The organism is Cobetia sp. MC34, from assembly GCF_018340035.1.
GTDB lineage: Bacteria > Pseudomonadota > Gammaproteobacteria > Pseudomonadales > Halomonadaceae > Cobetia > Cobetia amphilecti.
Map to the genome: position 1 here is coordinate 1 of NZ_JADPPY010000034.1, position 11,646 is coordinate 11,646.

The following is an 11,646-nucleotide window of genomic DNA, read 5'->3' on the forward strand; positions in this document are numbered from 1 at the left end:
CGACAGAAGAGCAGCATTTGGGCATGATTCAGCGGGCCGTTACGGCGTAGATAGCGCCCCTGGTGCGAGAACCCAACGGCCAGCCACTTCAAGCCGCCTGATCAGGGCACTCGTGAATAAGGCGGGTGTATCAGAAGAACCTGTGGTTTCAGTTATGGGGGCTCTTGTGATGGCTCTTGTGGTGAAACCTGTTGTTTCACACGTGCTGCCGGCGATGCAGGAAAACGTGCGTGAACTCTAGACTGCGGGTATACGACGACACCCGCCAGACAGCAAGACGCCGCGCCCGAGAAATTACGGAAGCGCGGCGTCACGGCAATGATGGAACGGCTCGCTCATCAACCAATGCTCAGAGAGCCACCTGAGCGACTCTGACACGGCTCAGCGCAGGATCAGCAGCGGCACCGTGGCGTTGCGAATCATCTCGGTGGTAGTGCTGCCGACCAGCAGCTGACGGATGCGCGAGTGGCCGTAGGCACCCATCACCAGCATGTCGATGGCGTGTTCCTTGGCATATTCGCGCAGGCAGGCTTCCACCTCCCCCGCTCTGAAGCTGGCCTGCACGCTGAAACCTGCCGCGGTGAGGGTGTCGCGCGCGGCGTCCAGCGGGGCCTGATGTTCCACCGACTCCGCGCCGACCATCACCAGATGCAGCTCCGCGCCTTGCAGCAGCGGACTGGCCGCCAATACCTCGACGGCGCGCTTGATGGTGGTACTGCAATCGAAGGCGATCAGCACCCGCGTCGGCTGATTGAACTCGCCCGGCACCACCAGCACCGGACGATGCAGGCTGCGAATCACGCGCTCCAGATTGCTACCGAGGTGCTCGCTGGCCTGCTCCGCCCCTTCGCCGCGCTTGCCGATCACCAGCAGGCGAATCTCGTCTTCAAGATCCGCGAGGGTCTCGACCAGCTCTCCATTGCGCTGACGTGGGCGCGGCTCCGCGATACCCGCCTGCACGGCGCGCTCGTAGGCGGCCTCCAGCATCAGACGGCCCTGCTCCTGGGCGATACGCCCGCGTTGCTCATCCAGGGTAGCGAGTTCTTCCAGCAGGTGCTCGCGCGCACCGAGCCCGATACTGCCGGAGAGATCACTGCTGGCCTCGCCCGCCCCTTCCTGGCGGTCGATCACATGCAGGAAGCTCAGCGGCGCCGCGAGACGTTGGCTTGCCCATACGGCGGCATCACACACGGAGACGGCAAAGGCGGAGCCGTCAATGCAGGCGGTGACCTTGTCATGGCCTGTCAGGGCACTGGCAGAGGATTGGCTCATGGCGTGCTTCCTTATGCTGACGATCAAGGTGGCGCTTCAGGCGCCTGTTTCGAGATTACCACTTTCCGACCCCACCAACGCAAACGGCGGGCAGCCCATGAAGGACTGCCCGCCGTCTTTACGCATCAATCACGCTACTGGCGCCCCCGCCCTCGATCAGGCGGGGGGAGCCATCAGGATCAATGACCCATCAGTTTCTCGACCGCATCCGGCTTGTCATGCACCGCGAAGCGATCCACCAGCGTGGCGCTGGCTTCGTTGAGGCCACGCACCTCGACCTCGGTACCCTCGCGACGGAACTTGACCACCACGGTGTCCAGCGCGCCGATGGCGGTGATGTCCCAGAAGTGCGCACGGCTGACGTCGATGACGACGCGCTCGACGGTCTCCTTGAGATCAAAACCGGCCTGGAACTGTTCGCTGGAGGCGAAGAACACCTGACCGACCACGCGGTATTCGCGGGTACGGCCATCGGCATTCATGTCGCTGCCGATATGCAGCACCTGGCCGATCTTGTTGGCGAAGAACAGCGCCGAGAGCAGCACGCCGACCAGCACGCCGATCGCCAGGTTGTGGGTCGCGACCACGACGGCCACGGTGCCCAGCATGACGATGTTGGTGGACATCGGGTGGGTCTTGAGGTCACGGATCGACTGCCAGGAGAAGGTGCCGATGGAGACCATGATCATCACCGCGACCAGTGCGGCCATCGGAATCTGCGAGACCCACGGGCCGAGGAACACGACCATGATCAGCAGCACGACACCCGCCACCATGGTGGAGAGACGCGTACGACCGCCGGACTTCACGTTGATCATCGTCTGGCCGATCATCGCGCAACCCGCCATGCCGCCGAGGAAGCCGGTGACGACGTTGGCCGCGCCCTGGCCCTTGCACTCACGGTTCTTGTCGGACGGCGTATCGGTCAGGTCATCGACCAGGGTGGCCGTCATCAGGGATTCCAGCAGGCCCACGACCGCCAGCGGCAGCGAGTACGGCAGGATGATCCACAGGGTTTCCAGATTGAAGGGGATGTCCGGTATCAGGAACACCGGCAGGCTGTCCGGCAGCTCGCCCATGTCGCCGACGGTACGGATATCCAGACCGACGACCATCGCGAAGATGGTGAGCACGATGATGCAGACCAGCGGCGACGGCAGCAGCTTGCCGACCTTCGGCACCAGCGGCAGCAGGTAGATGATGCCGAGACCGGCCGCCGTCATGGCGTAGACGTGCCAGGTGACGTTGGTCAGCTCCGGCAGCTGGGCCATGAAGATCAGGATCGCCAGCGCATTCACGAAGCCGGTGACCACCGAGCGCGATACGAAGCGCATCAGCGAGCCGAGCTTGAAGTAGCCGAAGATGATCTGGATCACGCCGGTCAGCACGGTGGCGGCCAGCAGGTATTCCAGGCCGTGGTCCTTGACCAGGTCGACCATCAGCAGTGCCATGGCACCGGTGGCGGCGGAGATCATGCCCGGACGGCCACCGGCGATGGCGGTCACCACGGCGATGGAGAAGGAGGCATACAGGCCGACCTTGGGGTCGACACCGGCAATGATGGAGAAGGCGATGGCTTCGGGGATCAGGGCCAACGCCACCACCAGGCCGGACAGGATGTCGGGCCGGAGGTTGGCGAGCCACTGCTGTTTGAGGCTGCTTGTCATCGAGTCGTCCGCAACAGGTTGGGGAAGGTGGTGTGCGTGCTGAATCCTGGCGCTGTCGAGTCAGTCTGGCGTCCGGTTGTTGCAATCTTCATCACTGCCGTCAGGGGCAGTGCCGCTCGCGCCTGGCTCGCGTCGTGAAGTCGCCGTCGTTTCCGGTCGCCCTGTGGCTTTCTTCGCGCCATGAGCTATTCGCTCCGGTCGCCGTTAGGCGTCCAGAGGGCTGTCATTTGACAGTGAATAAACTCGGGGATGGGCGGGATTGTATCAGTTGCCGCCCGCAGACGCATCCACAGAAGGCGTACGCGTGGCCTGCAGGTGACGCAGGCGGCGGTCGATCAGGCTCTTGATCAGCATCGCGCCCAGCACCATGGCGCCGCCCACCCAGCCGCGCAGGGTCAGCGACTCGTCCAGCACCCACCACACCCACAGGATGCCGAACACGCTTTCCAGCAGCATCAGCAGCGCCACCTCGGCGGACGGCAGATACAGCGGGCCACGCTGGATCAGCGTGAAGCCCAGCGGCGATAGCACCAGACACAGCAGCACCAGCCAGCCGGCGCGTTGGGCGAAATCAGCGCTGTGCGAGGGCCACAGCTGGGTGATCACGCTCTCGAGGACCTCTGCTGCACCCTCGCCTACCCCTACCCCAGAAACCGCCAACCACGTGCAGGCCAGCAGGCCACACAGCGCGGTCAGAAGCCCCGACAGCGTCAGCATCGGGCTCATGTCGAGGCCCGGGCGCGTGCGACACAGCGTGAAGTTGCCCGCCAGTGACAGGCTGCAGCCCAGCGCGAGCAGATTGCCGGTCAGCGAGCCGCTGCCCGCCTCGTCCATCACCAGCAGCGTGATGCCCGCCAGCGAGACCAGAATCGCGCCCCACACATGGCGCGGCTGGCGCTCGCCCAGCCATAGCCGTGACATCAGCGCCGCGAACAGCGGACTGGCGGCGAGGATGATCAGCACATTGCCGGCGCGGGTGTATTGATTGGCGAGCACGAAGCCCAGCGTGGAGCCGGTGAACAGCAGCGCGACCCACAGCCCCGTACGCCCGCAGCCACGCATGCGCGCCAGCGCACTGGCGAAGCGCTGGCCTGGCCCGCCGCGCTGGGTGAGCAGCAGAATCAGCGCGAAGCCGATGGCCGTCAGCAGGCCGCGCCAGAACACCAGCGGACCATCGGCGACATCGGCGAGACGCAGCAACAGCGCATCTGGCGAGATCAGCAATACGCCCAGCGCCGTCAGCGCGACGCCGCGCGCCTGCAGGGCTCTGGCATCCGGGCTGTGATCACGGGAAAGGTGGGAGTCAGTCGACGGCTTCATGCACGCTCAGTCCGATTCGATGGACAGGTGCGACTGACGCCAGTCGACCACCGGCCAGCCACGCGCTTCGGCGAACTGGCGCAGCGGCGCATCCGGCTGGGTGGCGTGGGGGTGATCGACCCGCTCCAGCAGCGGCAGGTCGTTGTGGGAATCGGAATAGCCCCACAGTGCCTGCGGCGCACGCTTGAGCTGGCTGGCGTCTACCAGCCAGGCATCCAGCGCCGCCAGCTTGCCTTCGCGGAAGGTGACGATGCCGGTGGTCTCGCCGGTGAAGCGGCCCTGATCATCGAAGGCAGGATGGGTGGCCAGCGCGCCATCGGCGGTCAGGCGACTGGCGATGGGGCCGACCAGGTGATGCATGGAGGCGGAGATGATCAGGGTGCGATGGCCCGCCTCGCCGTGTTCGGCCAGCCGTGCGATGCCGCCTTCCAGCAGACGCGGCATCACCATTTCTTCCACGAAATCATCGACTTCGCGACGCACCTCATCGCGATGCCGCCCGATGAGCGGGCTGAGCAGATGCCCCGTGTGCTCGTGGATGTCCAGGGTGCCGGCGTGATACTCGCTCTGGTGGCGCTCGCCGATGGCCATGAAGGCCTCGACATCCTCGATCCATCCACAGGCGGCCATCCAGCGCATCCACATGCCGGTGCAGTCGCCATCGAGCAGGGTATCGTCGAGATCGAACACCGCCAGCGGGGAATCCAGCTGGCAGAAATGGCGCAGATACCCCTCACCCGGCGGGGATAGCGGTGGCAGCAGCGTCACGGCATCGCAGTCGGCACAGAGGTCCGCCAGCGGTGAGCGGCGGACCTCTACCCCGGGGGCAGCATTGAGGGCGCGCGGCGCAGCAGAGGGTGAGGGCATGGTTCGAGTCACGACAGGCTCCGAGTGGACGAGGGAGTCAACGGCTTCCTGCCGTTACTGCGTGACCCTCGCATGCGGCGCCGCGCTGGGCAAGTCCGTCGCGTCTTCATGACCCGCTGTCGCTGCGTGCGGTGCTAGCGCTGGGCGAGTCGAGCGAGCGCCAGGCTGGCAATCGCGGTGTCCTGCACGCCGGTGCCGGTAAGGTCTGCCACCGTGATGAGGGTATCAGTGGCGGTCTCAGCCTGTTCACCGCTGTTCTGGTCACCCTCACGCAGACGACGCCCATCGGCCAGCAGCTTGCCCAGCTCGTAGACCTCGCATGCCTTGGGCTGGTCTTCATCCAGCCCCTTCAGCTCGCCATTGATTTCCGACTGGGCGCGGCTGTCACACACGAAGTAGTCGCAATCGGTCAGCACGTCGGCTTCCAGTTCGCGCTTCTCGGGGCTGTCGGAGCCCATCGCGGTGACATGCACGCCTTCCGGCAGCATCGAGTATTCCAGCAGCGGCGTGTGGGACGGCGTGGCGGTGATGATGATATCGGCGTTCTGACACACCGCATGCAGGCTGTCGTGGCTGCGCACGGTGAGCCCCAGGCGCTGCTCGGTGTCCCGCGCGAAGCGCTCGCCGCGCTCCTTGTCACGCGCCCAGACATCGACACTCTCGATGTCACGCACCAGCCGCAGCGCTTCCAGCTGCAGGCTCGCCTGCTCACCGGCGCCGATCAGCGCGACGCGCTTGCTGTCGGGGCGTGACAGGGCCTCTGCTGCCACGGCTCCGGCCAGTGCGGTACGAATGGCGGTGAGATAGCCGCCGTCATCCAGCAGGGCCTTGGCCAGTCCCGTCTCGGCGGAGAACACCACCATCAGGCCATTGAGGCTTGGCAGGCCGCGGGCGGGATTGTTGAAGAAGCCGGGGCTGATCTTGATCGCGAAGTGCTTGAGCCCCTGGATGTGGGCGGTCTTGACGTCCACCTCGCCGTTGGCCTCCTCGATGGCCATCGACAGGATCGGCGGCTGCACCACCTTGCCTTGGCCCAGCGCGATGAAGGCATCGCGAATGGTGCCCAGTGCCGTGGCGTCCAGCCCCACGACCTGCTCGATCTGTTCACGGGAATACGTCTGCATGCTTTCTTGAGTCGGTTCCGTCATGCGCCCTCCTCCTGGTGTGCCGTCATCTGTCTCACGCTGTGAGCCATGGGCGAAAAAATCACTGCTGAGCGTCCGCCAGCAGCGCTCTGGCCTGATCGAAGGTTTCCAGACTGACCCCATTGCCGCTGATGATCAGCGCGACACGCTGGCCGCGGATCGACTCGGCCAGCGCCGGGTCGGTCTCGCCCAGCCGCGAGGCCTCGAGTGCGGCAAGCCCGACCACGGCGGCGCCCTCGACCAGCAGCTTCTCCTCTTCCAGCAGCATCAGCATGGCGCGAGCGATGGCGCGCTCGCTGACCTGATGGTGTTCATCCATCACGCGGCGCACCAGCGGCAGCGTGGTGTGATTGCCAAGCCCGATGCCGCCGCCCAGCGAATCCGCGAGGCTGGCGACCTCTTCCACCTCCACCGGTGTGCCCGCCTGCAGGCTATGCCACATGGCCGCGCCTTCGGTGAGGCTGATGCCATGCACCTGCGTCTCGGGGCGAATCGCCTTGAGCGCCGCCCCGATGCCGCCGAGCAGGCCGCCACCGGACAGTCCGACCAGTACCTGATCGAGCTGCGGGCAATCCTCCATCAACTCAAGCCCGATGGTGCCCTGACCGGCCGCGATCAGCGGGTCATCGAAGGGTGGCACCGCCAGCATGCCCTCCTCCTCGACCAGCCGATTGACCTCGTGGAAGGCCTCGTCCTGGCTGCGCCCGACCCGGCGCACCTCGACACTGCCACCAGTGGCACCGCCCAGCTCACCCAGCACCTCGATGGCACGCACCTTGTTGGCGGGCACCTGCTCGGAGAGACAGATGACCGCCCTGAGGCCACGGCGCATCGCGGCGTAGGCCAGCGCGCGACCATGGTTGCCGGTGGAGGCGGTGGTCACGCCGCGCTGGAGGCGCTCGAAGGCCTCCCCGGCGGCCTGCTCCGCCACGGCGGCCAGCAGATTGCTGGCCCCGCGCAGCTTGAAGGCGCCGGTGGGCTGGCGGGTCTCCAGCTTGAGCAGAATCTCGGCATCGAAGCGTCGCGACAGCGCCGGTGAAGGCACCAGCGCCGTGCGCTCGACACCCGTGGCCGTCGATGAATGAAACAGCCGCTGGCGCGCGGCATAGATATCGGCCAGCGACAGCGGCGTTTCCCGTGTGCTCTTGAGCGGGGGTAAGGTCAATGCCATGGCTTACTGATCACCAGACGTGAGATCGCCATTGTCGACAAGCTCCTGATGCACCTTGTCCACGGCGCGACGCGCGCGGGCGACGATGTCATCGATTTCCTCGGGGGTGACCACCAGCGGCGGCGCGAAGCCGAGGATGTCGCCCTGCGGCATGGCGCGAGCGACCAGGCCTTCCTCGAGGGCTGCCGCGGAGATGCGCGGGCCGACCTTGAGCGCTGAGTCGAACGCCTTGCGCTGTGACGGCTGCGGCGAGAACTCCAGCGCCGCCAGCAGGCCGATGCCACGCACATTGCCGACGATGGGGTGATCGGCAAAGGCTGCCTGCATGGCGTTCTGCAGATAGGCGCCGGTATCACGGGCGTTGTCGACCAGGCCCTCGCGGCGGATGATCTCCAGGTTGGCGACACCGGAGGCGGCGCCCAGCGCATGGCCGGAGTAGGTCCAGCCGTGGCCGATGGGGCCGAATTCGCCGGTGCCCTGCTCCAGTACCTTCCACACGCGGTCACCGACGATGACCCCGGACAGCGGCTGATAGGCGCTGGTCAGGCCCTTGGCGATGGTGACCAGGTCCGGCTTGATGCCGAAGTGCTGGTAGCCGAACTGGCTGCCGATGCGCCCGAAGCCGCACACCACCTCATCGCAGATCAACAGGATGTCGTGGCGCTTGAGCACGGCCTGGATGGCCTCCCAGTAGCCCTCCGGCGGCGGCACGATGCCACCGGTACCCAGCACCGGCTCGCCGATGAAGGCGCCGACGGTCTCCGGCCCTTCGGCCTGGATCATCGCCTCGAGCTTCTCGGCGCACCAGGTGGAGAATTCACGCTCGCTCATCTCGGCGCACTCGGCGGGACGGCGGTAATAATCCGGCGCCTCGGTGTGCAGGATGCCGGGAATCGGCAGATCGAAGTGATCATGGAAGGCCGCCAGCCCGGTCAAGGAGCCTGAGGCGATGCCGGAGCCGTGATAGCCGCGCCAGCGCGAGATGACCTTCTTCTTCTCCGGCTTGCCGATCACGTTGTGGTAATAGCGCACCAGCTTGAGCTGGGTCTCGTTGGCATCACTGCCGGACATGCCGTAGTAGACCCTGGACATGTCGGGGCCGGCCAGTTCGAGAATCTTCTCGGACAGCGCGATCTGCGGCTCGTTCGAGTGGCCGACATAGGTGTGGTAGTAGCTGAGCTTGAGGGCCTGCTCGTGGATGGCATCGGCGACTTCCGTGCGCCCGTAACCGATGTTGACGCAGTAGAGACCGGCGAAGCCGTCGATCAGCTCGCGCCCGTCACGCTCGCGGATGCGGATGCCTTCGCCGCCGGTGATCACGCGGCCCGGTGCATCGCCCTGGGCGTAATCGCGCAGGTGGGTCGAGGCATGGAAGGTGACCTTGCGATCACGGCGAATCAGCTCATCGGTCGAGGTCGCGTCGTCGAAGCTGGCGGCCTGACTCAGGGTGTTATCGGTGCTCATGTGACTCTCCGAATGCTCAACTAGGGGCGATCGACCGGCGGTGCTCAATGGCCACCGGTCGCCATGATCGACATGTGACAGTGAAGGATGTCCGTCTCAACTTCCGGAGGCGCTTTCCAGTCCACCCAGACAGTAGTACTTGATATCGAGATATTCCTCGAGCCCCTGACGCCCACCTTCGCGACCCAGGCCAGATTGCTTGACGCCGCCGAAGGGAATCGGCGCGCCGGTCATCTTGACGGAATTGACCGAGACCATACCGAAGCGCAGGCCACGCATCAGTTGCCAGATGCGGCGCACATCGTGGGTATAGACGTAGGCGGCGAGGCCGTATTCGGTGTCGTTGGCCATCGCGATCACCTCTTCCTCATCGTGCCAGGCGGTGATGCCGGCCACCGGCGAGAAGGTTTCCTCGCGCCAGACGCGCATGTCCGGCGTGATGTCGGCCAGCAGTACCGGCATGAAGAAGTTGGGGCCCGGCGCCATGCTCTGGTCGCCGTGGATCAGCCGCGCGCCGCGCTCGACGGCGTCATCGACGATGGTCTGCGCCTTGGCGACGGCGTCGCGGTGGATCAGCGGGCCAAGGTCGATCCCCTTCACCTGGCCATTGCCGACCTTGAGCTGCTTCATGATGCGCGCGAAGTGACTCAGGAAGTCTTCATAGAGGCTGTCGTGGACCAGGATACGGTCGGCCGCGAGGCAGTCCTGACCGGAGGTCTGGAACTTGGCATCGACGGCGGCGCGTGCAGCCTCCTCGGGGTCCATGTCCGGCCCGACGATGAAGGGCGCATTGCCGCCCAGTTCCAGCGAGACACGCTTGACGCTGTCGGCGCACTGTTTCAGCAGCAGACGCCCGACCCGGGTGGAGCCGGTGAATGACAGCCCGGCGACGCGCGGATCGTCACACAGCTGCCTGGAGACCTCGGAGGCCTCACCGGTGATGACGCTGAAGACACCGGCGGGAATGCCGGCGCGCTCGGCCAGCTCCGCCAGCGCCAGCGCCGAGAACGGCGTCTCGCCGGCCGGCTTGACCAGCACCGTACAGCCTGCCGCCAGCGCGGCCGCGGCCTTGCGGGTGATCATCGCCAGCGGGAAGTTCCATGGCGTGATCAGCGCCGCGACACCGATAGGCTCACGCACGGTGCCCAGCGCGGCATTCGGGATATGGCTGGGAATGGTCTCGCCGAAGGCACGATTGCCCTCCTCGGCGAACCAGTGAACGAAGCTGGCGCCGTATTCCACCTCGCCGCGCCCATCTTCCAGCGACTTGCCCTGCTCACGCGTCATCAGCATGGCCAGGTCTTCCTTGTGGGCGCGGATGAGGTCGTACCAGGCATCCAGCAGCTCGCCGCGCTGGTCGACGCGCAGCTTGCGCCATTCACGCTGGGCCGCATCGGCGGTGGCGATGGCGGCGTCGATCTGCGCCTCCTCGAGCCATGGCACCTGGCCGAGACGCTCGCCGGTGGCGGGGTCGAAGACCGCCTCCTCACGCCCGCCTTCACCATGCACCCAGCAGCCATTCACGTAGGCGAGCTGGCGAAACAGGCGCGGGTCTTCCAGGGCAATGCCTTGGCTGGCGAACTGGGTGGGCTCGGACGTCGCTCCGTCCTGGGAAGTTGCCCACTGTCGTGCAAGAGATTGAGCACTCATCGCTTGTCTCCCGGGCCGCACGGCCGTCATCAGAGAAGGCGGAACACCGCCAAAGACAACGCCCACCGAAACGCGGCGGGCGTCATGTGATGACCTCAGTGTGGGGGAGATGAGACGTGGAGACTTTCGGAATACCCGCCAACGACTTGGCGTTCTTTCTGTTGTGGCGGGCAAAGTGCGGATTCTTTCTGTGTGGCGAGTTCCTGACTAGACCGTTATAGATCGGACCGAAAGGGCTCAGGCGGTCACGACATCACTCTCGGTCAGCTCGGCGTAGAGTTCCGGGTAGGCTTCCTGAAGGCGCTCAAGCTCGGTGCGCGCATGCGGGATGGCATCGGTCAGCTGCTGCCATTCCTCATCACTGAGGTTGTCGCGCATCAGCGGGAACAGCTCCTGGCGCTCGGCACGCAGGTAGTCACGGTGTGCCTCCACATACTCGCGCAGGTCGGCATTGAACTGATCCATCGGGATGATCTGGTCCATCAGGATGCTGTCGAGATTGTCGGACAGCTTGTCCAGACGCTCGTGCAGGGTGCGATATTGCTGGATGAGGCGCTGACAGAGTGGCGCGGCGTCTTCGGAGCGTTCGCACAGCATCTGGGTGCATTGACGCTCCAGCGGAATGATGAAGCCCTGCATGTAATCGAGAATGTAATCCACCACCTCACGCATCATGCGAAAGTCGGGACGCTCACCACTGACGAGCGTCTTGTGGCGGTGCGAAAGCACGTGCAGCAGACGGGCCATGTTGGCGTGGTCCTGGCGCAGCTGAGTCACATTGGGCATGACTTCCTCCTCCTTACGGAACAGGTGGCCGATGCTGGCAGACAGCGCTGCCGCCTCGGGCATTGCTACCGAATGTAGCAATGTCGTCACCTAGAAGTGTAGGACACATCCCCCGAGCGCCAGTTAGACGTTGGGTGGGATTGCCTAAATGAGCGTGTCATGCTGTCAGGAAAACATGACAGTCTGGTGCAATGCCACGCGCGGCCTGAGGCCGCTGACTGACCGTGCCGCCCCTGCTGATTTGTACAGTCCTGCAGGATCGGCCATGATGAGCGCAATACTGCCCCACGCCTGCCGGAGCCAG

The 11,646-nt window shown here is 65.3% G+C and carries 10 protein-coding genes; 1 reads left to right on the forward strand and 9 read right to left on the reverse strand.

What is annotated here, in order from left to right; all coding sequences use genetic code 11:
* The coding region (locus IZU87_RS14375) for a hypothetical protein (protein ID WP_213114983.1) at window positions 1-241 on the forward strand (241 nt) is incomplete at its 5' end.
* Window positions 242-381: 140 nt separating this feature from the next.
* Here IZU87_RS14375 and IZU87_RS14380 read toward each other — a convergent pair.
* The 9 genes from IZU87_RS14380 to IZU87_RS14420 form a co-directional block, all read right to left on the reverse strand.
* Window positions 382-1,272, reverse strand: coding sequence for a universal stress protein (locus IZU87_RS14380; RefSeq protein WP_213114984.1), 891 nt, complete (start codon window positions 1,270-1,272; stop codon window positions 382-384).
* Window positions 1,273-1,451: 179 nt separating this feature from the next.
* Window positions 1,452-2,939, reverse strand: coding sequence for a SulP family inorganic anion transporter (locus tag IZU87_RS14385; RefSeq protein WP_213114985.1), 1,488 nt, complete (start codon window positions 2,937-2,939; stop codon window positions 1,452-1,454).
* Window positions 2,940-3,203: 264 nt separating this feature from the next.
* Window positions 3,204-4,259 carry a DMT family transporter gene (locus IZU87_RS14390; RefSeq protein ID WP_213114986.1) on the reverse strand — a complete coding sequence of 352 codons (1,056 nt, stop codon included), beginning with the start codon at window positions 4,257-4,259 and terminating at the stop codon, window positions 3,204-3,206.
* A 6-nt stretch (window positions 4,260-4,265) separates the two neighbouring features.
* Window positions 4,266-5,126, reverse strand: coding sequence for an HAD family hydrolase (locus IZU87_RS14395; protein ID WP_213114987.1), 861 nt, complete (start codon window positions 5,124-5,126; stop codon window positions 4,266-4,268).
* A 134-nt stretch (window positions 5,127-5,260) separates the two neighbouring features.
* The gene (locus IZU87_RS14400; RefSeq protein ID WP_249330622.1) at window positions 5,261-6,274 is read right to left on the reverse strand and encodes a cyclodeaminase; all 1,014 of its coding nucleotides are present in this window, start codon (window positions 6,272-6,274) and stop codon (window positions 5,261-5,263) included.
* A gap of 58 nt (window positions 6,275-6,332) precedes the next feature.
* On the reverse strand, window positions 6,333-7,442 hold the full coding sequence (locus IZU87_RS14405; protein WP_213114988.1) for a pyridoxal-phosphate dependent enzyme: 1,110 nt from the start codon (window positions 7,440-7,442) through the stop codon (window positions 6,333-6,335).
* 3 nt (window positions 7,443-7,445) lie between these two features.
* Window positions 7,446-8,906 (reverse strand): aminotransferase, encoded by a 1,461-nt coding sequence (locus IZU87_RS14410; protein ID WP_213114989.1) that lies wholly within the window; start codon window positions 8,904-8,906, stop codon window positions 7,446-7,448.
* A 96-nt stretch (window positions 8,907-9,002) separates the two neighbouring features.
* On the reverse strand, window positions 9,003-10,556 hold the full coding sequence (locus IZU87_RS14415) for an NAD-dependent succinate-semialdehyde dehydrogenase (protein WP_213114990.1): 1,554 nt from the start codon (window positions 10,554-10,556) through the stop codon (window positions 9,003-9,005).
* A gap of 237 nt (window positions 10,557-10,793) precedes the next feature.
* On the reverse strand, window positions 10,794-11,342 hold the full coding sequence (locus tag IZU87_RS14420; RefSeq protein WP_043331576.1) for a hemerythrin domain-containing protein: 549 nt from the start codon (window positions 11,340-11,342) through the stop codon (window positions 10,794-10,796).
* Between the last annotated feature and the right edge of the window lie 304 nt (window positions 11,343-11,646).

Coding starts and splice junctions, on each gene's coding strand:
- IZU87_RS14420 (WP_043331576.1), bottom strand. CDS start 11,342: ATGCCCAATGTGACTCAGCTGCGCCAGGACCACGCCAACATGGCCCGT.
- IZU87_RS14380 (WP_213114984.1), bottom strand. CDS start 1,272: ATGAGCCAATCCTCTGCCAGTGCCCTGACAGGCCATGACAAGGTCACC.
- IZU87_RS14410 (WP_213114989.1), bottom strand. CDS start 8,906: ATGAGCACCGATAACACCCTGAGTCAGGCCGCCAGCTTCGACGACGCG.
- IZU87_RS14395 (WP_213114987.1), bottom strand. CDS start 5,126: ATGCCCTCACCCTCTGCTGCGCCGCGCGCCCTCAATGCTGCCCCCGGG.
- IZU87_RS14385 (WP_213114985.1), bottom strand. CDS start 2,939: ATGACAAGCAGCCTCAAACAGCAGTGGCTCGCCAACCTCCGGCCCGAC.
- IZU87_RS14405 (WP_213114988.1), bottom strand. CDS start 7,442: ATGGCATTGACCTTACCCCCGCTCAAGAGCACACGGGAAACGCCGCTG.
- IZU87_RS14415 (WP_213114990.1), bottom strand. CDS start 10,556: ATGAGTGCTCAATCTCTTGCACGACAGTGGGCAACTTCCCAGGACGGA.
- IZU87_RS14390 (WP_213114986.1), bottom strand. CDS start 4,259: ATGAAGCCGTCGACTGACTCCCACCTTTCCCGTGATCACAGCCCGGAT.
- IZU87_RS14400 (WP_249330622.1), bottom strand. CDS start 6,274: ATGACGGAACCGACTCAAGAAAGCATGCAGACGTATTCCCGTGAACAG.